Origin of the sequence: Pseudochrobactrum sp. XF203 (assembly GCF_020341615.1) — a bacterium.
GTDB classification, from domain to species: domain Bacteria; phylum Pseudomonadota; class Alphaproteobacteria; order Rhizobiales; family Rhizobiaceae; genus Pseudochrobactrum; species Pseudochrobactrum saccharolyticum.
On record NZ_CP084392.1, the window covers coordinates 1,790,262 to 1,815,125 of the forward strand.

Genomic DNA, 24,864 nt, shown 5'->3' on the forward strand with positions numbered 1-24,864 from the left:
AATAAGATGGAATGTCTTCCTGATATAACGGGTCAATAACCGGTATCACTATGCCGTCACCAAACCTTGTATAATGGCCTTATGCGCCGTAAAAGCGCGAAAGATAGAGCATGGCGCAGCTAAATGGACTCATTTAGCGTCAGCGAACATGCGACAATTAAATGAATCTAGAGCGAGCACTGTGATCCAATCTGGACGTAACCGCTTTAGTGTTTAAATACCGGATAAGGACATGCCTTCTGCAATCCGACAGAGGCATGCAAGGACAAATCCATGACAGCGCCCCTGAATGATGACCAGAAAATCCAACCATCTGATGAGATGATTTACGGTCAGGATGTGCCTCTGATTTCACGTCTCGTGACGGTTGTTTTCCCCGGAGACACCAACCATCACGGCACATTATTCGGCGGCGCAGGCTTTGCGCTGATGGATCGCGTGGCGTTCATTGCTGCCACCCGTCATGGCCGTGTGCCTTTTGTTACGGCCTCCTGCGAACGTATTGATTATACAGCGCCGGTTAAGCTCGGGCAGATTGTTGAACTGACGGCCAGAGTTATCCGTGTCGGCCGCACCTCGCTTTCGGTTGAAGTGGAAATGGTGGCAGAAAATATGATCGGCGGCGAGCGCGTGCTGTGTACTCGCGGACTGTTTCACATGGTTGCCAAGACAGAGCTGACAAAAGACAAAGCATGGAGCCTGCCGCCTATGCCGAAGACAGAAACGGCAGAGATTATTGACGACCAGCCGACACTTTTGCGCATGTCGGATGTGGTATTTGCGGATCAGGCCAATTCCTATGGCACCATGTTCGGTGGTGAGGCTATGGCTGAAATGAGCAAGAGCGCTTTCATTGCCGCTACCCGTTATTGCCGTCTGCCAACTGTGCTGGCTTCTTCCCGCAGAATGGATTTCAAATATCCGGTGCGTGTGGGGTCTATTCTTGAACTCGTGTCCAAAGTCATCAAATCCGGTCGCAGCTCTGTCGTTGTTTCCACAGAACTCTGGTCGGAAGATCTGATGAGCGGCGAACGCCTGATGACTGCAAAAGGTGAATTCACCATGGTAGCGGTGGATGAAAGCGGCCATCCGGTGCCGGTACTGGCCGAAGAAGGCTCACGCCCTTAACTGCATCAATTCATGCCGGCAAAATCTTGTAATTTTGCCGGTGCATCCGGCCAGTTAACCGTCAATTGCGCCGCAAATACAACAACTTACAAAAAACACTTTTATTAAAATCATATTTTGTATATTTCTCAAAGCCATAATATTTCATACTAAAGTGCCTTTAATTTCAGAATACTTATTGAATATCATAAAATAAATTTTGAGGCCATTATGCATCAATTCATTAAAGCCACAGCATTATTACTCTTCCTCACCCCTTCCGCGCAGGCGCAATCTATCTGGCACGGCAATCATATTCCCGTTATATTCCAGCAGGATGAAAAACCGGAAATTTTTACAGCGCCGGACTATAAACCCGGTGTCATTCGCCACATTGTCCTGTTTCGCTACAGGCCTGATGTAAGTGATGCACAACGCATGGCCGTTTTACTGCGTTTCCGGAATATGAAGCACACAGCAAGGCGCAATGGTGAGCCTTATATTGTTTCCATTCATGCGGGCAGACAAAACAGTTTTGAAAATCTTGGTCAGGGTTTCGATCAGGCATTTATTGTCAAATTCCGCTCTGAAGGTGACCGGAACTATTATGTCGGCACACCGGCTGTAATTGATCCGGCTTTTTACGATCCGGAACATCAGAAGTTCAAAGAATTTGTTGCGCCGCTATTGGCCGATCGGGGCTCGCTGGTCTTTGATTTTGTTTCCGACAAATAATCCATCCCACAAAAACAAAAAGGCGGCAGCTTCATGCTACCGCCTTATTCTGTACAGTCACTCACACTGTCAGACTGTGCCTTTAAGTGCCTGATTAAGCAGCTTCAATGCGCCTTCTTTTGTCAGCTCAACCGGATTGCCACCGGCTGTCGGATCAACAATGGCCATTTCCGCAATCATATCCTTGCGGGCATCATCCATTTCCAGACCTTTGATAAATTCCGGCAGGCTGTCCGGTACATTAAGCTCTTTGCGCAATTTCATCACTGCTGCAACGAAGCCGTCAAACCCGCCTGCAATACCAAGATAGTCAGCCAACCGTCCGATACGGGTTTCAATTGCCGCACGGTTATGATGCAGCACATAAGGCATAAAGACCGCATTGGTCATGCCATGATGCGTATCATAAAGCGCACCGATCGGATGCGACAGTGAATGGATAGCGCCAAGCCCCTTCTGGAAAGCTGTTGCGCCCATTGCCGCTGCCGCCATCATATTGGCACGCGCTGTAATATCGCGCCCGTTTGCATAGGCGACCGGCAGGTTTTCAAACACCAGACGGATACCTTCCAACGCGATACCATCCGCCATCGGATGATAGCCCGGTGCGCAATAGGCCTCCAAGCAATGCGCCAAAGCATCAAGTCCTGTACCTGCTGTAATAAACGGCGGCATGCCAGTGGAAAGCTCCGGATCAGCAATCACAGTCACCGGCAGCATCTTCGGATGGAAAATCACTTTCTTGGTGTGCGTGGCTTCATTGGTCAGCACACCGGCGCGGCCGACTTCCGAGCCGGTACCGGCTGTCGTCGGCACAGCAATCACCGGTGCAATCACTGCGCTGTCTGCGCGTGTCCACCAGTCGCCGATATCTTCAAAATCCCAGACCGGACGTGTCTGCTTGGCCTGAAATGCAATCAGCTTGCCAAGATCAAGTGCCGAGCCACCGCCGAATGCAATCACACCATCATGATTGCCGTCATTATAGACTTTAACACCGGCTGTCAGATTGCTCTCCACCGGATTGGGCTTCACTTCGGTAAAAGTGCCGTATTTTACACCGGCTTCATCCAGAACTGCCAAAGTCGATGCCACAACCGGCAGCTTCGCCAGTCCCGGATCGGTGACGAAGAGCGGGTTACTGATACCGGCAGCTTTCAGCACTGCAGGCAGTTCTTTAATACGACCGGCACCGAACAGCACAGTGGTCGGAAAGTTCCATTTTGAGATCAATGTTGTCATTGCATTTGCTTTCACATCAAAATTCAAAGGCAGATCAGATTTTTTCACGCAGGTGATAGGATTTCGGACGGGTGAGATTGCCGTAACCGATAGAAGAGAGCGAAGCGCCCTTGCCCGTATCTTTAACACCGGTCCAGACCAGTCCCGGATCGAGATAGTCACAGCGGTTCATAAACACGGTGCCGGTTTCAATCTGATCGGCAATATTAGCCGCACGATCCGTATCCGGTGTCCAGAGTGATGCTGTGAGGCCGAAATTGCTGTCATTCATCAGCGCAACAGCTTCTTCATCGCTGCGCACTTTCATGATGCCGACAATCGGCCCGAAGCTTTCTTCGCGCATCACGCTCATCTGATGATCAACATTGGTCAGCACTTCCGGCGCGATATATGGCGAACCGGCACGATCATTCTCAACCTGCATATTGATATGGGCTTTTGCCCCCTTGCGCAGTGCTTCCGCCTTCTGCTCACGGATCAGATCGGCAAAACGCGCATGTGCCATTGGCCCCAATGTTGAGGATGCATCCAGCGGATTGCCCACCACATATTGACTGGTCAGATCAACAAAGCCGTCAACGAATTTGTCATAGACCGCCTCATGCACATAGATGCGCTCAATACCGCAGCAGCACTGGCCGGAATTGAAAAATGCGCCATCCACGAGATTGGCAACTGCATGCTCGACATTAACATCCGGCAGCACATAGGCCGGATCTTTACCGCCAAGCTCCAGCCCGATACTCATAAATGTACCGGCAGCGGCTTTTTCAATCGCACGCCCGCCGCCGACTGAACCGGTGAAATTCACATGGTCAATTGTGCCGGAGGCCAGCAGCGCTTCCGTGGTTGCATGTCCCAGCACCACATTGCTGAAAACACCTTTCGGCAGACCGGCAATCTCAAATGCTTTGGCAAAGCGTTCACCGGCAAGCAATGTCTGCGTGGCGTGTTTGAGAATAACCGTATTCCCCGCCATCAGCGCCGGAATAATCGTATTCACCGCAGTGAGATACGGATAGTTCCACGGCGCAATTACCATCACCACACCAAGCGGCACATGCTTCACATAGCGGCGGAACCCGTCTTTCTCTTCCGGCACCAGAGGCTTAAGCGCCTCTTCGGCTATATTAATCATATATTGGCCGCGCTCCTGCACGCCGCCATTTTCTCCGCCATAGCGTACCGGCCGTCCCATCTGCCAGGCAATCTCCGGCACCAGCTCGTCATTCATTGCAGCCAGAGCAGCGAGTGCCGCCGAACAATATTTTGCACGCTCGGCAATGCTCAGTGCTGCCCAACCTGCCTGCGCCTGTCTGGCAGCAGAGACAACGGCTTGCACCTGCCCCAGATCAAGGCAGGCACGCTCCGCATAAACAGAACCGTCAATCGGAGAAATCAATCTCGCCACTTCGCTCATGGCTTCATTCCTTTTATAATTCTTAAATCAATAGCGTTCAAAGCCACGATGCAGCTCCCAGTCAGTGACACGGCGGTCATATTCAACCTGTTCCCAATCAGCCGTATGGACATAGTGATTGAGAACCTTCTCGCCCAAAGCCTCTTTCAGGAATTCAGAATTCTTCAGCGTTTCAATGGCATCGCGCAGGGTGTATGGAATTTCTTGCAGCTTCACTGCCGCATAGGCATCGCCGACAAACGGTTCTTCCAGTTCCAGCTTCTCATCAATACCGCGTAAACCCGCAGCAATCAGTGCCGCAAAAGCCAGATAAGGGTTGAGATCAGAACCGCCGATACGGCATTCAATACGAATACCTTTGGTACCCTCGCCGCAAAGGCGGAAACCGGCTGTGCGGTTATCCCGGCTCCATGTGATCTTGGTCGGAGCGAAAGTGCCTGCCTGAAAGCGCTTGTAAGAATTGACATAAGGCGCGAGGAAATAGGTATAATCCGCCGCATATTTCAGCTGTCCGGCCACCCATGAGCGCATCAGCAGCGACATGGTGTAAGGTGCATCCGGATCGTAAAACAGTGACTTGCTGCCATCCAGACTCCACAGGGAATTATGCACATGGCTGGAACTGCCAGCTTTGCAATAATCATATTTCGCCATGAAGGTGATACATTTGCCCTGCGCCTCGGCAATTTCCTTCATTGCATTTTTCATGATGACATGGCGGTCGGCCATATCCAGCCCTTCCGCATAGCGCACATTGAGTTCCTGCTGACCGGAACCAGCCTCACCTTTGGAATTCTCAATCGGAATACCGGCTTTCGCAAGATGATTACGCATCGCACGCAGCACCGGTTCTTCCTTGCTGGTCAGATGGATCATATAATCCTGAATATACGGAGAGGATGTATCCATATGTTTCCAGTATTTATCGCGGGCAGATTTATAAGTCTCATCAAAGAGATAGAATTCAAGCTCTGAGGCAAAATAGGCGCGGTAACCGCGCTCTTTCAGCCGTGCCAGCTGTTTCTTCAGCATTGCGCGCGGTGAGTGCGCGAGATCGGAATGATCGTGATGGTCGAGCACATCGCATAATACCAGAGCGGTTTTCTCCAGCCATGGCGCAATCCGCAGCGTGGACATATCCGGCTTGATGACAAAATCGCCATAGCCCTGATCCCAACTGGCAGCCTCATATCCGGCAACCGGTTCCATATCGATATCATCGGCCAGCAAATAGCTGCAGCCATGGGTTTCATCATAGGCAGATTCAACAAAAAACTGCGCATAGAAACGCTTGCCAACCAGTCGTCCCTGCATATCTGTCAGGCAGACGAGCACGGTATCAATCTCATCATTAGCGACCGCTTTTTTCAGCGCATCAAAAGTCAGGTTTCCGGTCATTTACAACTCCGTGCTTCATCGGCATTTTATTAGAATGGAGTGTCGCCGCCCCTCCGGCGGCGACAGTTTTTGTAAATTTTGGTTATGCTCCGTAGCGATATGGTGCACCGGCTTTGCGCATGGTTTCCTGATATTTCTTCAGGATTTCAACCACTTTGGCATTGCGCGGGCTCTTGGCCGCAATTTCATCCCAGAACTTCATGGCCTCATCTTCAACTTTGCCCCATTCCGCTTCCGGAATAGTTGTCAGCTCAAGCTTGCCGCCGGTGGTGCGGTAATGGGCTTCACCCCACCAGTACCAATGCTGGCGGTAGTAATGGGAGCTGTCCATGCTGAGTTTAAACAGCTGCTGCAAATGCGCAGGCACGGCATTCCATTTTTCCGTATTGGCAAAATAGGAACCTGCCCAGGCACCGCTGATATTATTGGTGAGATAATATTTATTAATATCAGCCCAGCCGACTGTATAAACTTCGGTCGCGCCCGACCAGCACACGCCGTCAAGTTCACCGGTCTGAATGGCCACTTCAATATCTTCCCAAGGCAGGGTCACAGGCACCACACCAAAACGGGTAAGGAACTGACCACCCGTCGGGAAGGTAAAGACGCGCAGGCCTTTCAGGTCTTCCAGCGAGCGGATCGGCTTGGTGGTTGCGAAGTTACACGGATCCCATGAACCGGCACTGAGCCATGTGACACCCGGAATTTCCTTATAGGCTTCTTCCCAGATTTCATTCAGGCCGTACCAGTTGAACAGTACCGGCACATCAAGGCTGTAACGTGAAGCGAACGGGAAATACGCCCCGAACACCGACACGTCCACCGGTGATGCCATGGAGTCATCATCAGACTGCGCCGCATCAATGGTACCCGCCTGCACCGCACGGAACAATTCGCCCTGCGGCACCAGCTGATCGGAAGTATAAAGCTCAATCACCATCTCGCCATTGGCAGCCTTGTTAAAAGCATCGATGGAAGGCTTGATGACGTGTTCAGCCAGAGCAGGCCCTGCATAGGTTTGCAGACGCCATTTAATCGGGCTCTGTGCTTTCACATAAGGGGTGGCGAGTGCAGTTGCGCCAACAGCCCCGACAGTGGTCAATGCAGACTTTTTAAGAAAGTCGCGCTTATTCAGAAATTTGCTGTCACTCATTTGCGTGTCTCCCGTCGCAATGGGCAGTTTCTGAGAAAAGTGGTAACCGGTTTTTCGCCAATTCTCTCAGTTTGAAACTGCGATAACAAACTACTTCACATTCAGTTTTGGTTCCCTTCACCGCAGTTTTGGCTTGTTGCCTTTTTTTGAACTGCGTTATGCACTTCACACTTTATCAGCGTCCCGAATACCAGTTTGGCAGCCACAGAGCGATCTGCGGGAAGATCATCAGAATGATGACCGTCAGCACCATCAGGAAGAAGAACGGAACGATAGATTTATAAATATCAACCATGGTCACGCTGGACGGTGCGAGCGCCCGCATCATGAACAGGTTATAGCCGAAAGGCGGGGTGATATAGGCAATCTGACAGGTGATCGTGTAGAGAATACCGAACCAGATCGCATTGAATCCGAGGCTTTTAACCAGCGGAATATAGAGCGGCGCCACGATAACCAGCATCGCTGTGTCATCCAGAAACATGCCGAGCACCACAAAGGACAGCAGCATCAGGATCAGAATTGTCCATGGCGACAGATCAAATGTACCGATGAGCAGTTTTTCAATCGCCTTTACTGCGCCAAGACCATCATAAACGGATGAGAAGCACAGCGCCGCGAGAATGATCCAGAGGAACATACAAGAGATCATCAGCGAGTTACGGGTTGTGGTTTCCCAAACTGCTTTGGTCATCCGCCCTGTGAACAATGCCGCCAATGTTGCCAGCAAAGCGCCGACTACGGAGCTTTCAACCAGACTGGTTACACCGGTCAGAAACAGCCCCATCATTGTGCCGAAAATAATCAGAGGCAGCAGACCGGCGCGCAGCGTTGAAAACTTCTCCGCCCAAGTAATGCTGTCCAGCTCTTCTTTAGGCAATGTTGGCCCGAGCTCAGGATTAATCCTGCAGCGGATATAGATATAGACTGCAAATAATGTGGCCATCAGCAGCCCCGGCCCGATACCGGCCAGCCATAATTGCAATACCGGCTGACGCGCAATCATCGCATAAAGCACCAGCACCACACTCGGCGGGATCAGAATACCCAGCGAGCTACCCGCCTGAATAACGCCGGTCACCATAATCTTGTTATAGCCGCGCTTCAGCAGCTCCGGCAGAGCAACGGTTGCACCAATGGCCATACCGGCCACACTCAGGCCGTTCATAGAGGAAATCACAACCATCAGCCCGATGGTACCGAGTGCCAGACCGCCGCGAATACCACCGAACCAGACATGGAACATGCGGTAGAGATTGCTGGCAATGCCGGATTCCGAGAGCATATAGCCCATGAATACAAAGAACGGCACCGTAATCAGAGGATACCAGTTCAGCACCGCAAAAGTGGCATTGAACGGCATTTCAAACGCGCCGTTACCCCAGAGCAGCAGCGCCGCCAGCGAACCGACAAAGCCGATCACACCGAATACGCGCTGCCCTGTCATCAGCAGCACCATCATTGTGGCAAACATGAAAAGAGTAATGAATTCCGAACTCATACAGTTTGCCCTTCCTGCGGTGCGGCATCAGGTATGTAAGCAGCAGGTTTGATCGGCGTGCCGCGCCAGATCGCGAAATCTTTGATAAGATTGGAGATGCACTGCAGCAGCAGCAGGAAAACACCGAGCGTCATCAGCGTTTTGATCGGCCACAAAACCGGAGCCCATGCCGTGTAATTGCGCTGATTATAGACATAGGCGTAATTGGTGCTGGAAAGCCCGCCCGCGAACATCACAACGAGATAGAAAATCACGCAGAGAATGGTAATGACATCTGTCAGCGCCTTCTTCTTCGGCGCGAAACGGTCATAAAACAAATCCATCCGCACATGAGCGCCCTGCTGCATCGCATAGGCACCGCCCAGCAGATAATAGGCCGAGAGAATGAACTGGGACATTTCCAGCACCCAGTTCACCGGCGCGCCCAGCACAACCCGCGAAAAGGTGGAGTAAAGCAGGCAGGCTGCCATCAAAAAGATAAGATACATCGCACAGCGACCGACCCGATAATTCAGCGCATCGACATATTTTACGAAGAGTCTGAGTATTTTCGGCACTTTTTTGTTCCCGTTGTTTCAGGCGTTTTATGACCGGTTTTCCGGCTCTTTTGCCTGTATTCACCAGTTACCTGTTTCCCTTGAACCCCGCCTGCTCCTCAACAGACGATGCTCAAGGTCATCATCTCCTCACTTCAGCTCAATTTCCTGTAAGATTGATGACAATCGTGCAGCCCAAAGCGCCTGCCCTTTCTCGTCAGCAATTTCATTATTGCGGATTTCCACCATCGCGCAGAGATCACCGCGTTTACGCGCATGACATTCCACGGTGTAATAAACACGGTCATCCGGCGAATAAGGCTGGTTCACGCCAACATTGATGCCTGAGCTTTCCCCGTCTTTGCGCAAACCCGCGATCATACGCGCACCCAGCCTGTCATCAGCATCATGAATGATCCCGATTTCCCATGGCCGCCCGACACCTTTATAAACCGGCGTATAGGAGTGAATGGTTATAACGCGGCTTTCCTGTCCGCGTTTTTTGCGCGCCTCAATAACTTCTTCGATTTTATCGTGAAAAGGCTTGTGCGACAGGGATATACGCTCCTGCCGCTCCGCCTCTGACAGATTGTGATTGCCCGGTATCACCGTAAACTCACTGATCTCAGGAATAAGATCCGGCGCGGAAAGCGGCCGGTTACAATCAATCAGCAAGCGGGAAAGACCGGCCTCAACAAGCGTAGCATTCAGCGTCTTGCTCATGCGTCGCGCAACCTCAGCCGCACCCGGATCCCATGCAATATGGGCGGACATATCAGCCTCGCTCAATCCGAGGCGTGCAAATTTCTCCGGCATAAAATTCGTGGCATGTTCACAGATCAGCAGATACGGGCTTTCACCCTGCTCATTGAGAACAGTAACAGCCGGTATATCGTCACCGGCATCAGAATAACGGGTATGCATATCATTGCCGTGAGAATCGCGAATTTCCGCCATTCTTCCCCCCTCATGCGAGTAAATTTTATCATTTACACATGTAACTTATGTTACGTTATTTTTTATTTCGCACTATTGTGTATCATCTCATACGCATTATTATCTTTTGTCAAATAGTATTTTTAAATGGGTTGAATCAAAAAGCGGGCCATTCAGTCCACTGATGCAAACAGGTGTTTTATGATGAACAATTTCACCAGTATCGCCGAACTGATAACCGAGCGGATTGACACAATGCCTCCGGGTGAGCGCAATGCCGCACAAACGCTGATAGCCAGTTATCCGATGCTTGGCCTTAAAACCGTTGCTGAATTTTCTGCTCAGGCAGGAGTGAGTTCCCCGACTATTTTGCGATTTATCAACCGGCTCGGTTTTCAGAATTATTCCGATTTTCAGGCGCGTTTGCAGGATGAACTGGCCGCTCAGCTGCAATCTCCCCATAACCGCAATGAAAACCGGCAAAGCCAGCCGGACACCGATTATCCGGCGGTCGAACACAGTCTTGAAAATATCCGCGAAACCTTCCGCCATATCAGTGAGAAACAATTAAGCGATATCGTCACTGCGCTGGCCTGCGCCCGCGGCAATATTTATCTGATTGGCGGGCGTTTTACCGATCCCATTGCGCAATATATGGCTGCGCATATGACCGTGATCCGCCCGCATGTTTTCCACCTGTCGGGGCAGGAAAGCGCATGGCGCGACAGGCTGCTGGATATGGGCAAAAAGGATATATTGATTGTCTTCGACATCCGCCGCTATCAGGACAGTCTGCTGCATCTGGCTGAAACCGCCAAAAGCCGTGGCGTTGATATTGTGCTCATAACGGATCAGTGGCTGTCGCCGATTGCCCGTTTTGCCCGTCATGTGATTGCAGGGCGCACCGGCGTTCCCTCGGCATGGGATTCTTCCGCCGCGTTGTTCGTACTGGCGGAAAGCATCATTCGCGAAATGACCATACAGCTGGAACAAGACAGTGCCGCGCGTATTAAAGAACTGGAAGGTCTGCGCTTCAGAAACCGGCCATAATAAGCTTCACATTTCTCCGGTAGAGATTTTTATAAAAACTCTTTTCTTCCAACCATGCATCTTTCGATGTAATGGGAAGGCGACAAAAATTCAGACGAGCCGCGCGTGTGGGAGGCACAAACGGATTTGACTGAATTCCTCTTCAGGCAGGATTACTGCCCTGAGCTTTTAAAATAAACGCACATAATGAGAGTTGCCTCAGACACTTTCATTTGTGTCCGCCCCCTATCAGAAACAGTCGCACATGCTGTTTCAGGAAAAATGAAATGACAAATTCCTCCCCCGCCATGGTGCTGGACGCCCCAGCCCTGGCCGATGCTGAAACATCTGCTACAAGCGCAGATACAACAAATTTCAAACTGGTTTTGCTGGCACTGGCAATGGGTGGCTTTGCTATCGGCACCACCGAATTTGCGGCCATGTCCCTGCTGCCTTATTTCTCCGCAGGCTTAGGCATTGATGAGCCAACCGCCGGTCATGTCATCAGCGCCTATGCGCTGGGTGTTGTCGTCGGCGCGCCAATTCTCGCTGTCTTCTTTGCCCGTATGTCGCGCCGCACGCTGGCAATGGGGCTGATGGCTGTATTTGCCGTCGCCAATGTGCTCAGCGCTCTATCGCCATCCTATCACTGGATGTTGCTGTTTCGCTTTATGAGCGGCCTGCCGCATGGCGCATATTTTGGTGTGGCCGCGCTGATGGCCGCCTCACTGGTACCGATGAACCGCCGTGCATGGGCTGTTGGCCGTGTTATGCTCGGCCTGTCTATCGCAACCGTGATCGGTGTGCCTTTTGCCACATGGCTCGGGCAGCATCTCGGCTGGCGCTGGGGTTTCGGTGTTACCGGTATTCTGGCCACGCTCACTTTTCTGATGATTATGGCTTTTGCCCCGAAAGACCCGCCCCGCCCCGGAGCCACGCCACTGCGTGAACTGGCCGCTTTGAAGAACCGTCAGGTCTGGCTAACGCTCGGCATTGGTGCGGTCGGCTTTGGTGGTCTGTTTGCAGTCTATTCCTATATTGCCTCAACGCTTTTGGAAGTCACCGGCGTTGCGCCCTATTGGGTTCCGGTTGTGCTGACTGTTTTCGGTGCGGGTATGACCTGCGGCACGCTGATCGGCTCTTGGGGTGCTGACCGCGCCCTGATGCCAACTGCCGGTATTCTGCTGCTGTCAAATGCAATCTTTCTGGCAATCTTCCCATTCGTGGTGATGAATGTCTGGATTTTGACCGCGCTGGTTTTCCTGATCGGCTGTACCGGCGGCCTCGGCACCGTGCTGCAAACCCGTCTGATGGATGTGGCGCAGGATGCTCAGACCCTTGCCGCAGCGCTTAATCACAGCGCCTTCAACGTCGCCAATGCCCTTGGCCCGTGGCTGGCTGGCCTTTCCATTGCCGCAGGCTATGGCTTTGCCTCCTCCGGCTTCGTCGGCTGCGCACTGGCGCTGGGCGGTCTGATCATCTGGGCAATTGCCCTGTGGGATGCACGCCGCAGCGGCACCTGAGACCATAAATACAACCAATAAAAAAGCCGGCAGAACCATCGTTCTGCCAGCTTTCTCTTTAACTCAAAAGACCTGATTAATTGGCAACGATTTTACCGTCTTCCCATTTATAGACCACGAAGGTCGGGGAAGTCAGATCGCCGTTTTTGTCATAGGTCAGGTTACCGATGATTGTTTTGGCTTCCAGACCATCATGCAGAGCCTTGGCAACGGCTGCCGGATCATCGGCTTTACCGACTTTCTCGATGCCGTCTTTCAGCACCTGAACAGCAGCATAACCATTCAGTGTGAACACTTCCGGCGCAATATTCTTGGCCTTCAGCGCGTCCACAGCTTCAGCAGCAGCAGGGTTCTGCGTCACATCAACAGCATTGGTGAAGAGTGTGCCTGCACCGGTTTCACCGGCAATCGCCCAATATTCAGTATTGGACAGGCCTTCTCCACCGATCAGCAGCAGTTTCACGCCCTGATCTGAAAGCTGACGGGATAGAAGACCGGCTTCCGGATGATAACCACCGAAATACAGCACTTCCACGCCGCTGTTTTTGATCTTGCTCACCAGTGCGCTGAGATCTTTTTCACCCGGTGTCAGGGATTCATACAGAACCTCTTTCACACCGGCCTTGTTCAGGCTGTCTTTGAAGCTGTCTGCAAGACCCTGACCGTAAGGGGCTTTATCGTGCAGAACACCGACCTTTTTGTCAGCCAGATTTTTCGCTACATATTCAGCAGCAACAACGGCCTGCTGATCGTCACGGCCGCAGGTACGGAAAACATTTTCCAGACCGCGATTTGTCAGGTTAGGTGAAGTTGCTGTCGGTGTTACCATAACCACACCGGCTTCAGCCAGCGCATCGGAAACGGCCATTGCCGAACCGGAGGTCACAGGACCAACAACAAATTTAACGCCGTCACCGATCAGCTGGTTGGCGCCGGAAACACCCTGTTTCGGATCTGCCGCATCATCAACAAGCTTCAGAACGACTTTCTCACCAAGAATACCGCCGTTTTTATTGATATTTTCTACAGCGGTTTCGGCACCGTTTTTCACCTGAATACCATAGGCAGCCACGCTGCCGGTAACCGGTGCGATCAAACCAATGGTGATATCAGCCTGAGCCTGGGAAGCAAACGCAAGTGTTGCAGCAAAGGCTACTCCGGATAATAAAGACAGACGCATTTCTTCCTCCAATACAGTCCCCAACGGGACAGTTAAAACATAAGCCCCGTATGCGCTTAAAGTTGCGCACCGGTTCAACCTCGCCCCCCGCCTGTCCCAATAACTGGTCAGACACTCAGTCTTCTTTCTCCAGCATCTCCTTCACAGCGGTTGCCAGCTGCTTCAGGGAGAACGGCTTCGGAAGGAACCCGAATTGAGCATCTTCAGGCAGATTCTTTGCAAAAGCATCTTCAGCATAGCCTGAAACGAAAATAAACTTAATGTTTGGATAGGATTTGCGCAACTCTCTTAACAGCGTAGGACCATCCATTTCCGGCATAACCACATCGGAAACGATAATATCGACCTTGCCTTCCAGTTCTTCCAGCACTTCCAGCGCCTCAACGCCGGACGAAGCTTCATGAACTGTGTAACCTCTGGTCTGCAATGCGCGGACACCGCCCATACGCACCGCATCCTCATCCTCAACCAGCAGCACGGTTGCAGAACCGGACAGATCGGCCTGTTTTTCTGCTTTCTTTTCAACGGCAGCAGGCTTTTTGGCGACCACGGCCTGCTCATCAGGCTGACCATTGGCATCCAGTATAACCGGTGCTTTTTCTTCAATGAAACGTGGCAGATAGATACGGAAGACCGTGCCTTTACCCAGTGTCGAGTCACAGAAAATGAAGCCGCCGGTCTGTTTGATAATGCCATAGACCATCGAGAGACCGAGACCTGTGCCCTTACCTACTTCTTTAGTCGTAAAGAATGGTTCGAAAATCTTGGCAAGAATATCCGACGGAATACCTGTGCCCGAATCTTCAACTTCATAGAGCACATAATCGGCCTGCGGCAATTCGCGATAGCCAAGCGCAACGGTCTCGGCTTCTTCAACATTGCGGGTGCGGATTGTAATCGTACCGCCATCCGGCATCGCATCACGGGCATTGACCACGAGATTGACCGCAACCTGCTCAAACTGACCAAGATCAGCTTTCACTGGCCACAGATCACGGCCATGTTCAATTTTCAGGGCAATATCCGTACCGACAAGACGTGCCAGCAACATACGCAGATCAGCCAGAACATCGGTGAGATCAAGCACTTCAGGACGCAAGGTCTGACGGCGCGAGAAAGCCAGCAACTGGCGCACAAGCGAGGCGGCACGGTTGGCATTCTGCTTGATATTCATAATATCAGGAAATGACGGGTCGGACGCGCGATGATTGCTCAGCAGCAGATCTGACGACATGATAATAGCTGTCAGTACGTTATTGAAGTCATGGGCAATGCCGCCTGCAAGCTGGCCGACAGCCTGCATTTTCTGGCTCTGCGCCATCTGGCCTTCCAGCGCCTTCTGCTCTGTGGTCTCCACCGCAGAAACAATCGCTGCTTCTTCTATCGCCTCGCCGCCAATGTCGGACACCGGACTGACATAGAAACGGATATGACGTTCATCATTGCCCGGCAGAACCGTATCAATCGGCGAGATCGTTGCCTGCCCCGCAAAGGCAGATGCCAGCGCACGGGAAATCGTCTCACGGTCACGCGGATGCACCACGCTTTCCAGAGAAATCTGTTTATCCAGCGTATCGCGATCCACATCAGAACCGAAAATATCCAGAAAACGTGCATTAGTCGAAAGAATACGGCCATTCACATCCACCGAAGCAATCGCCATCGGCGCGGAGTTGAAGAAGCGGGTAAAGCGCACTTCGGCGGAACGCTGTGCAGCGGAGGAATCATTGCCCTCGGCGCGGTTCAGCACAATGGTGCGGCTGGTGCCGCGTGAGCCGTCACGCGGCTGCTGCACACGGTGATAAAAGCGCACAGCAAGGCTCTGACCGTTGCTCTTTGTCAGATCAAGATCAATCACCGTATTGCGGCTGGAGCCCGGATCGGCACGAACCGCATTAATCAGCGACATGCCGTTACCGGCAACAATATCCTGCAAGGTCAGCGAACCGGCGGTGAATTTGGTGAGATCAATTCCCAGCCATTCAGCCAGCGTGGCATTGATATAAATGATGCGGCCTTGCGCATCGGCTGAGAAAAATCCGGCAGGCGCGTGATCCAGATGGTCGATTGCTTCCTGCAAATCCTGAAAAAACCGCTCCTGCTCAGCACGCTCTTCCGAAATATCGGTAATCTGCCACGCAAACAAAGGTCCTGCGGTTTCGCTGAGCGGATTGGTTTGCGGTGCAATCACCGGCCGTGCTTTCACACGATACCATGCAGCGGCTTCCATCCCCTTCGGCGAGGCACCGGTGAGACGGATTTCTTCCTGTGCGGCCAGACCGTCACGCACAGCATTGTTCAGACGATAAACCGCTTCAAGCGCCGAAGGCTCACCGGCCAGCACAGCATCAAGTGTCGGCAATTCTGCCGCATTATCCGCCCCCATCATCTGCGCATAGGCCTGATTGGCATAGACAATATGCCCTTTGGCATCGGTGATTACCGTACCTTCAGGCATGGAATCCAGTAGCGTATCGACCACATCGTCATGATCTTCACGCGGGCTGAACTGGATCAGGCCGGTTGCCCAGCCGATCAGGCAGAAAACCCCCATAATCGACAGCAGACCGAGCAGGATCAGCAAAAAGGCATCACCCAATTGTTCACGGAACACAAAATATAATCCCGCTACGGCAATCAGCAGAATACCCAGTGTCAGCAATCTGAGTGCAGCGGGGTTTTTCTTGGCAGGAGCAGTGGTTTTCGGAAAAGAATGCGTCCGTGATGGCTGAGACATAAGCCCCATTATCCCTTTTCTTGCGCCGTAACATCGGCGGTTCAGCAGACCCGTCGCTGATGCGTCGTCCGCAATTTCGGGCATCGGCCTATCGGATCAGGCTTGTGATATCAGGCCTGAACAATTCTGATAAAGCGTAGCCTTATGAGGTTTTTCAGAATTATGCTTTAGAGTATTTCACAGTCAAATGGAATTATCTCATAGTGCCATTATTGCCTGCACAGTCTTCACAAGCCATTAATTCCGGACTGTTTTCTTGTTAAATTGCGCATTTTAAAGACATAAATACCAATTATGACAGGCGTCAGTCACGGGCATTTTCAAGCCGATAAATATGTTTTAAAGTTTCATTCAGCTTAAAGATTTACTTTCCGGGCAATATGCGTTTTTACAAATGCAGATTATGCTCCGATTTTTTACAGGATACCGGTTTCAAGCGCCCGTTACGGCCTGAAAACCGTGTTGAAAAACAAGCCGATTATGCAATTTGTCTGATTATGCGTTTATGAAACGCTGCAGAAATTGCATGATTCTTATAAGGACGATTAAATATGATGGATTGGCTGAGCGGGCTGGTGGGCGAAAATACAGCTCATATAATCAGCTTTATCGGGCTTTTTGCACTGTTTCTGGCAGGTGTTTTTGTTGTTTTTGCTGCTATCAAGCGCATGACAGCCGGAACCTATGTGACCAAAAACCATGATGCGGCTCCGCGCCTGACCGTAACTGATGCCGCCGCCGTTGACGGCCAGCGCCGCCTCGTTCTGGTGCGCCGCGATGATGTGGAGCACCTGATCCTGATCGGCGGACCATCCGATATTGTGATTGAGCAGAATATTACCCGCCATCAGCGCAATCAGCCTGAACAGGCGACACCCCGCGCTCGTCCGCAGGAAGAACTGGCACCGGTTGCTCCGGTTACTGCAACAATCGTTGCTGCACCTGCTGCCCCGCAAATCGCTGCGGCGATTGCAACACCGGAACTCAATATTGCTCCGGCTGATATTATCTCAGCCGTACCGGCCTATAAGCCGGAAGCAGAAGCCGCACCTGCACAACAGCCGCGCCCAGCGGCGACCGCTGCTGCGCAAACACCTGTTGCCGCACCAAGCCAGCCTTTACAAACCCATGCCCAGCAGGTGGCGGCTGCCGCCCGCCAGCAACAGCAGCGTCAGGCTCCGGCTGCGCGACCGGCAGAAACAGCACCAAAGCTGCATCCGGTTTATCCGCTGGGTCAGGTCTCTCGTGGTGTGGTTGCAGCAACATCCGGTCTGGCCGCAGCAAGCAATGCAGCGCAACAGGAGCTGATTGCCGCCGCCAAGCGCGATAATCGCAGCGCCTCACCTTCGCTTGATGATGTGCGTCCGGGTCCTGATGCAAAAACGGCAGAAGGCACGCCTCTGGTCTTGCAACGGGCAACTCCGCAAATCGCACGCCCGGCACAGCAGGAACCATCCTTCAGCACCGCGCCTGCTCCGGCTGCCAAGCCTGCAGTGCAGCCGAATTTTGAGCTTGATCTTGAAAGCGCGGTCGCGGATGCCCTGTCGGATAAGGACTTGTCATCCGACAACGAAATTTCCTTTGAAGATTTGCTCTCGTCCGAAATGGAACAGCATTTCGCAAGCACGGAAAAAGCGGAACCTGCAGAAAAACAGCAATCGAGTTTGCCAGCCGGAATGCTTGATATTTCTCCGCGCAAATAAGCTCCGAAAAACAGATAATAAAAAAACGCAGCGCCCTCCAGCACTGCGTTTTTTAATTTCTCGCGAGTATGTGCGAAGCACAAAACCCTATAATTTAGTCATCGCGATAAACTTTTTCACGACGCTCGTGACGTTCCTGCGCTTCGATCGACAAAGTAGCAATCGGACGGGCATCCAGTCGCTTAAGGTTGATCGGGTCGCCGGTTTCCTCACAAAAACCATAGGTTCCTTCATCAATACGAAGCAAAGCCGCATCAATTTTGGAGATTAGCTTACGCTGGCGGTCACGGGCACGCAGCTCGATAGACCGATCCGTTTCTGATGAGGCCCTGTCAGCCAGATCAGGATGATTAGCATTTTCACGCTGCAATGCTTCCAGCGTTTCGCGTGCTTCACGCAAAATGTCATTCTTCCAAGCGATTAGCTTGGCACGGAAATATGACTTCTGCCGTTCATTCATGAACGGTTCGTCATCCGTGGGCTTGTAGTTAAGGTCGATTAATTCACTCATTTTGAATCACCCCACACCTAGGAGACGAAGCGCCTTATAGGTCTATAAGCGACACGATACAACCTGAAAAAACAGCAGCTCAAGTATTTTCAACCTGCACCTGAAAAAATAGCCGCATTATCCTAAAGTCATATAAGCAGATATCTGCAAAATTTAAAATCGAAGATACCGCATCAACTTAAGTAAAACAAAATTTTCACATGACACTATTTTAAATATCAATGTATAAAAATAAAAACCTAAAAATTAACGATATAATTACTCAATATTATATCCTGAATTACAGAATTTTTTCCGTCACAACCTCCGGATAAATTTCTTTTTTGATATATTTCCCTCTCAATCCGGCAATAACTTCAAAAACAATACGCTGCTGACATAACAAACAAGTTACCCGAAATCCGCTTTCGGCCCTTATTTTTAGCCTGTTCAGCACCCTATCTTTTCAGTGCAAAACCTGCAAAATTGCTCCCATGCGCACAATTTTATTCCTTCGCCATGCCCAAGCCGTTCTGCCTGACAGCAGCGGAAAAGATTTTGACCGGCGCCTGAATGCGGCCGGTGAGACCGATGCTGAAAATCAGGCAAAGCGTCTGATTAATGCAGGTATTCTGCCCGATTTTATCCTCTGTTCTCCGGCATCACGCACGAGACAGACGGCAGATATTTTCAAAACTGCTCTCGCCAATGCACACCCCGCTCATCCGGTCACATTGCAGGAAGCCCCCTCGCTCTATCGTGCAAATGCCGCCGGTTACATTCAGGAAATCCGCAGTCAGATACCGGATACATCCCGATGCGCCCTGATAGTCGGGCACAATCCGAGCATTGAAGATTGCGCATTGCTGTTTGCGCGTAGCAGCCATCAGTTTGAACAGCGGATCGGCTATGGTTTCCCAACAGCCGGACTGGCCGAAATTAAAACACAGGCAGATTTTTCAGCCTTTTCTCCTGAAAATGCACAACTGACAGCTCTTTATCTTCCGCATGAAGACTAAGGTCTTACAGGCTGTTTATAAAACATAATTGACCGTGATAATGCGGATATAAATCAGCATAATGGTTTAACACCCTGCAATTACGGATTTCACATCCTATATTCAGGGAACTGCGTTAAACACCAGAGCGTATTGCGCTTAGCGAATATCAACAGTCTTTACGGGGGCATCTTTGGCCAGACTGACCACTTTAACGGATGAAGCCAAAATTGCTTTTGATACATTGATGGAGCGCACCGGCAACTTGGCAACACCGTCACTGCGACTTGGTGTTACAGGTCTTTCCCGTGCCGGTAAAACCGTTTTCATCACCTCACTGGTGCATAATCTGGTACAGGGCGGACGCCTGCCCTTGTTTGATGCCTATGCATCCGGCCGCATAGCCCGCGCCTATCTCCAGCCGCAGCCGGATGATGCCGTCCCGCGTTTCCAATATGAAGATCATCTGGCGGCATTGGTAAAAGACCGTATCTGGCCGGATTCCACCCGTGCGATTTCCGAATTACGCCTGACAATTGAATATCAGTCGGCTTCCTCATGGGGGCGCATGCTCTCTGCGGGCAAGTTGTCGATTGATATTGTCGATTATCCGGGGGAATGGCTGCTCGACCTGCCCCTGCTCGGCAAAAGCTATGCCGAATTTTCCCGCGATTCCTTTGCGCTCGCCAATGAGACAGCACATCTCGGCTTTGCCGGAGACTGGTTGCGGGAGGCTGCAACCGCTGATGCGCTGGCTCCTGCTGATGAAATGACGGCGCAACGGCTGGCACGCAGTTTCACCGATTATCTGCGTGCAGGCAAATCCGATGAACAAGCATTATCTACCCTGCCACCGGGGCGATTTCTGATGCCCGGTGATCTGGAAGGCTCTCCGGCTCTCACCTTTGCGCCTTTGCCCGACCTGCCTGAAGGCAGTTTCAAAACCGGCTCACTGGCGGCGATGATGGAGCGGCGTTATGAATCCTATAAAACCCATGTGGTGAAACCATTCTTCCGCGAGCATATTGCCCGTCTTGACCGTCAGATTGTGCTGGTTGATGCAATGCAGGCGATTAATGCCGGTGGTGCTGCTGTACGCGATCTGGAGCGCGCACTCACCGAAATCCTCGCCTGTTTCCGTGCAGGACGCTCCAATATTTTCACCGGCCTGATCCAGAAGCGTATCGGCCGTATTCTTATTGCGGCGACCAAAGCCGATCATCTGCATCATGAAAGCCATAACCGGCTTGAAGCCATCGTGCGCAGACTGGTTGACCGCGCCGCCAAGAATGCGGACATGTCCGGCGCTGAGATTGATGTTCTGGCCATGGCCGCGGTGCGCGCCACCCGCGAAGCGACAGTCAACCAGAATGGTGATACATTACCGGTCATCGTCGGCACCCCGCTGAAGGGCGAAGTGATCGACGGTGAAGTCTTTGACGGCGAAACGGAAACTGCGATTTTTCCGGGTGATCTGCCACACAATGTGCAGGCAATTTTTGACCAGCCGGAATTATCACCACGCGACCGTGCGCATGAAGCACCGATCCGCTTCGTCCGTTTCAGGCCACCGGCGATTAAAGCGGATCTGGATGGTATTCATCTCTCGCTTCCGCATATCCGCCTTGACCGCGCCATGCAGTTTCTGCTCGGCGACCGGCTGGCATAAGGAGCAGTCATGTCGGATAAGCCAAGAAAACCCACGAGTTTTAACGTAGACTTACAGGCCGATAACAGCCAGCCGCAGGCACCACGCAAACCGGTTGCCATCCGCGACCTGTCCGCAGTCACAGCAGAGCCGGTCGATGTGTTCGAGCAGGAGGCGATTGATGCCGGTGCGCAACTGACCCCGCCACCTGCAAGTCTCCTCAAGCGGCGCTTTACTCTGCGCAGCGTGTTTTTCACCGCACTGGGCCTGTTACTCAGCTTTGCCGTCGGCATCTGGACGGAGGATCTGATCCGCGCCATGTTCAGCCGTGCCGACTGGCTCGGCTGGCTCACATTCGGCGTTGCACTCATCGCCCTTGCCTCACTGATTGCACTGGTGGTGCGCGAAGGACTGGCATTGCGCCGCCTCTCAGCAGTGCAGGAACTGCGCTTCGCTGCAGCAGAGGCCACCGAGCGCAATGATGCGGAGAAAGCCCGCAAAGTCACAGACAGGTTGCTGGAAGTGGCAGCCAGCCTGCCGCAGACCGCACGCGGACGCACAACATTAGAAGCACTGCGCGGTGATATTATCGACGGCCGTGATCTTATCCGCATTACCGAGCGGGAAATTCTGCATCCGCTGGATCGTGAAGCGCGGATGCTGATCCTCAACGCCGCGAAACGCGTTTCTATCGTCACAGCCGTCAGCCCGCGCGCTTTAGTGGATATTGCCTATGTGATCTTCGAATCATCGCGGCTGATCCGCCGCCTCTCTGAGCTTTATGGCTGCCGTCCGGGTTCTTTAGGCTTTTTGCGCCTTGCCCGCAGTGTGATTGCCCATCTGGCCATTACCGGCACCATCGCCATGGGGGACAGCGTGGTTCAGCAATTGCTGGGTCAGGGTCTCGCCTCGCGCCTCTCTGCCAAACTCGGTGAAGGTGTGATAAACGGCATGATGACCGCACGGATCGGCATTTCCGCCATGGATATTGTGCGCCCGCTGCCGTTTGATGCGGAAAAACGACCGAATATCAGTGACTTTGTCAGCGATATCGTAAAAGCCACAACTCAGAAAAAACCACTCTGAAACCTGTTTATCCCTTGTTTTAATCGTGCTAGAAACCAGCTGTTAACCATTCCGGCCGATTATAAGGGCTGGTTTTGGTATCTTGTTTGACAGCATTTCGCGCCCTGAAAAGTGATGATGCAGGTCCTGCAAAGAACTGAAAAGCCGCCCTCAAACTATCCGGAACAGAGTTCTGTTATGATTACACGTGCCACTGCCGCCTGCCTTATTTTATTCGCTTCTGCGGCCAGCACTGTTTCTGCGCACGCATCGGATAAGGATGAAGCTTTCTTCCGCAATGTCGAAGGTCAGTGGAGCGGCCCCGGTGAAGTTGTTGCCGGTAAATACAAGGGCACGAAATTCGTCTGCAATCTCTCCGGCACCACGCCGGATGGCAACATTGGCATGACACTCGACGGCACCTGCCGCGTCGGCGTCTTCTCGCAGCCGATGAAAGCAACCGTAGTGCGCACCGGCAAAAGCTATAGCGGCACTTTCAATGACGGCGCTGAAGGCAAAGGCCTGAATGTAACGTCCGGCTCGGTCAACGGTAACCGCGTAGTGCTGTCACTCGCACGCAAGCAGCTCAACGGCGCGATGCTGGCACGCGTCACCGACCAAAACACCATGAATGTTACCGTGTCGGTCAAAGTTGAAGATACAATGGTACCGGTTGTCGGCATGAGCCTGAAACGCGTTGACGGCGGCACCGTCAGCAGCATTGCACGGAATTAGACCCCTGCCCCGACAGTTTCACTCTCGGGGCATTTTTATATCAGGAACTCACTTCACAATCGCCAGCGTAAAACCGTCCCAGCCTTTGGAACCTACGGTTTGCAACGCTGTTGCCTCAAGGCGTGGCTCGGCCGCCATCATATCAAAAAACCGCCGGACACCGATCACATTGGCATCCTCTGATTGCGGATCAGTCACAGCACCGTTGCGCACGACATTATCGCCGATAATGACTGTTCCTTTGCGGGAAAGTTTCAGCGCCCATTCCAGATAGACCGGATTATTCGGCTTGTCGGCATCAATAAAAATCAGATCAAACGGCGCGCAATCCTGTAATTGCGGTAAGGTTTCCGCTGCAGCACCAATCAGAATTTCTATCTTTTCCGCAACACCGGCGGCATCAATATTCTGCTGTGCGACTTCGGCATGTTTTGCGGAATATTCCAGCGTAACCACCTTGCCGCCCTCAGGCAGCGCCCGCGCCAGCCAGATTGTGCTGTAGCCGCCGAAAGTACCAATCTCCAGCACATGTCTGGCACCGCACATTTGTGCAAACAGATTAAGCAGCTTGCCCTGATTGACCGCGACATCATGGTTCGGCAGCTCTGCATCCGCATTGCGCTGCAACACAGCATCCATAACCGGATCTTCCGCAATCAGCTTCCCAGCCATATAGGCATCAACCTGTTTCCACTGATCTTCTGACTGGTACATAATCACTCCTGAATTTTGAGCTGACTGGTACCATGCCGGAAAGACAGCAGAATGACAGTAACGGGATTTTACAGCCCGGTATCCTGCCACCAGCGATGGCCATAGCTCAGGCGCTGTATCTCACTACTGTCAACTTTTTGCAGGAGGTCAGAGACAATCTCGCCGCGAATTTTCAACTCGGGAGCAATTGTTGCCAGTGGCACCAGCACAAAAGCACGCTGCTCAATGCGCGGATGCGGCAAAATCAGATCCGGCATCTCGAGCGCAAAAACGCTTTCATAAGCCAGCATATCAATATCAATCGTGCGCGGTCCCCAGCGCTCACTGCGCACACGCTTCAACCGCCGCTCAATCGTCTGGGTCACTTCCAACAATTCCGGCGGCGTTAATATCGTCGAGATTTCAGCACAGGCATTATAGAACCAGTCCTGATCGGTATTTCCCCAAGGCGGTGTACGGAAAACCGGCGAAACGGTTATGACCCTGACATCCTGCCGTTCATCCAGCAGTTGCAGCGCCTGTGCCATTGTCTGCACAACATTTCCGATATTACCGCCCAGACACAGCCAGGCTTTGTGAACCTCGCGTGCTTTCATCTATGCGGCCACCCGACCGTCACTTCAACATAATCCAGCACACCGGCAACCGGCGCATTCGGTTTACGCACGGTAATCTCTGCATGCTGAATTTGCGGAAATGCATCGCACAGTGCCTTGGCTACATCCAGTGCCAAAGCCTCAATCAGATAACGGCGGGTGCCCGTAATAATCTTCTCGATCATAGAGAAGACAATACCGTAATGCACTGTTTTATCAATATCATCATTATCCAGCGAGTCGCCCGGATCAACCGTCAGCGCGGCATCCACATAGAAACGCTGGCCGAGCTTTTCTTCTTCTTCAAAAACGCCGTGATGCGCAAAAAACGCGCAATTTTTCATACGGATCGTGTACAAAAAGCCCTCATTTCTTTACTTTTTCGTTATGAAACAGGTGTTCACAACCAAAGTTCATA

Annotated in this window: 22 protein-coding genes; 9 read left to right on the plus strand and 13 right to left on the minus strand. The window is 52.0% G+C overall.

Annotation, left to right across the window (positions count from 1 at the left end):
• Positions 1-273 precede the first annotated feature (273 nt).
• Both LDL70_RS08135 and LDL70_RS08140 read left to right on the plus strand, forming a co-directional pair.
• Positions 274-1,128 (plus strand): acyl-CoA thioesterase, encoded by an 855-nt coding sequence (locus tag LDL70_RS08135; protein ID WP_225684807.1) that lies wholly within the window; start codon positions 274-276, stop codon positions 1,126-1,128.
• Between the two features lie 210 nt (positions 1,129-1,338).
• Positions 1,339-1,842 carry a Dabb family protein gene (locus LDL70_RS08140; protein ID WP_225684808.1) on the plus strand — a complete coding sequence of 168 codons (504 nt, stop codon included), beginning with the start codon at positions 1,339-1,341 and terminating at the stop codon, positions 1,840-1,842.
• A 69-nt stretch (positions 1,843-1,911) separates the two neighbouring features.
• Here LDL70_RS08140 and LDL70_RS08145 read toward each other — a convergent pair whose 3' ends face one another.
• From LDL70_RS08145 to LDL70_RS08175, 7 genes are all read right to left on the minus strand, one after another.
• Positions 1,912-3,084: an iron-containing alcohol dehydrogenase gene (locus tag LDL70_RS08145; RefSeq protein ID WP_225684809.1), complete on the minus strand. Its 1,173-nt coding sequence runs from the start codon at positions 3,082-3,084 to the stop codon at positions 1,912-1,914.
• Positions 3,085-3,118: 34 nt separating this feature from the next.
• A complete protein-coding gene (locus tag LDL70_RS08150) occupies positions 3,119-4,504 on the minus strand; it encodes an aldehyde dehydrogenase family protein (RefSeq protein ID WP_213598089.1) in 1,386 nt (461 codons plus the stop codon).
• 27 nt (positions 4,505-4,531) lie between these two features.
• Positions 4,532-5,902, minus strand: coding sequence for a glutamine synthetase family protein (locus tag LDL70_RS08155; RefSeq protein ID WP_225684810.1), 1,371 nt, complete (start codon positions 5,900-5,902; stop codon positions 4,532-4,534).
• A gap of 82 nt (positions 5,903-5,984) precedes the next feature.
• Entirely contained in the window at positions 5,985-7,055 is a 1,071-nt protein-coding gene (locus LDL70_RS08160) for a TRAP transporter substrate-binding protein (RefSeq protein WP_075654949.1), read from the minus strand.
• 175 nt (positions 7,056-7,230) lie between these two features.
• Complete coding sequence (locus tag LDL70_RS08165; RefSeq protein WP_075654947.1) at positions 7,231-8,556, minus strand: TRAP transporter large permease subunit; 1,326 nt, start codon at positions 8,554-8,556, stop codon at positions 7,231-7,233.
• Positions 8,553-9,113 (minus strand): TRAP transporter small permease subunit, encoded by a 561-nt coding sequence (locus LDL70_RS08170; protein ID WP_116087403.1) that lies wholly within the window; start codon positions 9,111-9,113, stop codon positions 8,553-8,555. The genes LDL70_RS08165 and LDL70_RS08170 overlap by 4 nt, the downstream gene beginning before the upstream one ends.
• Before the next feature lie 129 nt (positions 9,114-9,242).
• Positions 9,243-10,016: an N-formylglutamate amidohydrolase gene (locus tag LDL70_RS08175; protein ID WP_225688461.1), complete on the minus strand. Its 774-nt coding sequence runs from the start codon at positions 10,014-10,016 to the stop codon at positions 9,243-9,245.
• Between the two features lie 213 nt (positions 10,017-10,229).
• On the opposite strand from LDL70_RS08175, the gene LDL70_RS08180 reads away from it, so the two are divergent.
• Together LDL70_RS08180 and LDL70_RS08185 are read left to right on the plus strand one after the other, a co-directional pair.
• Positions 10,230-11,078 (plus strand): MurR/RpiR family transcriptional regulator, encoded by an 849-nt coding sequence (locus tag LDL70_RS08180; protein ID WP_051139069.1) that lies wholly within the window; start codon positions 10,230-10,232, stop codon positions 11,076-11,078.
• A 266-nt stretch (positions 11,079-11,344) separates the two neighbouring features.
• A complete protein-coding gene (locus LDL70_RS08185; protein ID WP_225684811.1) occupies positions 11,345-12,580 on the plus strand; it encodes an MFS transporter in 1,236 nt (411 codons plus the stop codon).
• A gap of 76 nt (positions 12,581-12,656) precedes the next feature.
• Here LDL70_RS08185 and LDL70_RS08190 read toward each other — a convergent pair whose 3' ends face one another.
• Together LDL70_RS08190 and cckA are read right to left on the minus strand one after the other, a co-directional pair.
• A complete protein-coding gene (locus LDL70_RS08190) occupies positions 12,657-13,760 on the minus strand; it encodes a branched-chain amino acid ABC transporter substrate-binding protein (RefSeq protein WP_022709445.1) in 1,104 nt (367 codons plus the stop codon).
• A 115-nt stretch (positions 13,761-13,875) separates the two neighbouring features.
• Positions 13,876-16,497, minus strand: coding sequence for a cell cycle histidine kinase CckA (gene cckA, locus LDL70_RS08195; protein ID WP_225684812.1), 2,622 nt, complete (start codon positions 16,495-16,497; stop codon positions 13,876-13,878).
• A gap of 551 nt (positions 16,498-17,048) precedes the next feature.
• Here cckA and LDL70_RS08200 point away from each other — a divergent pair.
• Positions 17,049-18,200 carry a flagellar biosynthetic protein FliO gene (locus tag LDL70_RS08200; RefSeq protein WP_225684813.1) on the plus strand — a complete coding sequence of 384 codons (1,152 nt, stop codon included), beginning with the start codon at positions 17,049-17,051 and terminating at the stop codon, positions 18,198-18,200.
• Between the two features lie 94 nt (positions 18,201-18,294).
• On the opposite strand, the gene dksA is transcribed toward LDL70_RS08200, so the two are convergent.
• Complete coding sequence (gene dksA / locus LDL70_RS08205; RefSeq protein WP_022709440.1) at positions 18,295-18,711, minus strand: RNA polymerase-binding protein DksA; 417 nt, start codon at positions 18,709-18,711, stop codon at positions 18,295-18,297.
• 473 nt (positions 18,712-19,184) lie between these two features.
• On the opposite strand from dksA, the gene LDL70_RS08210 reads away from it, so the two are divergent.
• The 4 genes from LDL70_RS08210 to LDL70_RS08225 all read left to right on the plus strand — a co-directional run bounded on the left by LDL70_RS08210 (position 19,185) and on the right by LDL70_RS08225 (position 23,136).
• Positions 19,185-19,709 (plus strand): histidine phosphatase family protein, encoded by a 525-nt coding sequence (locus LDL70_RS08210; RefSeq protein WP_225684814.1) that lies wholly within the window; start codon positions 19,185-19,187, stop codon positions 19,707-19,709.
• Between the two features lie 172 nt (positions 19,710-19,881).
• The gene (locus tag LDL70_RS08215) at positions 19,882-21,357 is read left to right on the plus strand and encodes a YcjX family protein (RefSeq protein ID WP_225684815.1); all 1,476 of its coding nucleotides are present in this window, start codon (positions 19,882-19,884) and stop codon (positions 21,355-21,357) included.
• A gap of 9 nt (positions 21,358-21,366) precedes the next feature.
• The gene (locus tag LDL70_RS08220) at positions 21,367-22,422 is read left to right on the plus strand and encodes a YcjF family protein (RefSeq protein WP_225684816.1); all 1,056 of its coding nucleotides are present in this window, start codon (positions 21,367-21,369) and stop codon (positions 22,420-22,422) included.
• Between the two features lie 177 nt (positions 22,423-22,599).
• Positions 22,600-23,136, plus strand: coding sequence for a hypothetical protein (locus LDL70_RS08225; protein WP_028233258.1), 537 nt, complete (start codon positions 22,600-22,602; stop codon positions 23,134-23,136).
• A gap of 48 nt (positions 23,137-23,184) precedes the next feature.
• Here the strand turns inward: LDL70_RS08225 and LDL70_RS08230 are convergent, their stop codons facing one another.
• The 3 genes from LDL70_RS08230 to folB form a co-directional block, all read right to left on the minus strand.
• The gene (locus LDL70_RS08230) at positions 23,185-23,850 is read right to left on the minus strand and encodes an O-methyltransferase (protein WP_225684817.1); all 666 of its coding nucleotides are present in this window, start codon (positions 23,848-23,850) and stop codon (positions 23,185-23,187) included.
• A gap of 68 nt (positions 23,851-23,918) precedes the next feature.
• The gene (folK, locus tag LDL70_RS08235) at positions 23,919-24,446 is read right to left on the minus strand and encodes a 2-amino-4-hydroxy-6-hydroxymethyldihydropteridine diphosphokinase (protein WP_075654932.1); all 528 of its coding nucleotides are present in this window, start codon (positions 24,444-24,446) and stop codon (positions 23,919-23,921) included.
• On the minus strand, positions 24,443-24,805 hold the full coding sequence (folB, locus tag LDL70_RS08240) for a dihydroneopterin aldolase (protein WP_022710840.1): 363 nt from the start codon (positions 24,803-24,805) through the stop codon (positions 24,443-24,445). The genes folK and folB overlap by 4 nt, the downstream gene beginning before the upstream one ends.
• Positions 24,806-24,864 lie beyond the last annotated feature (59 nt).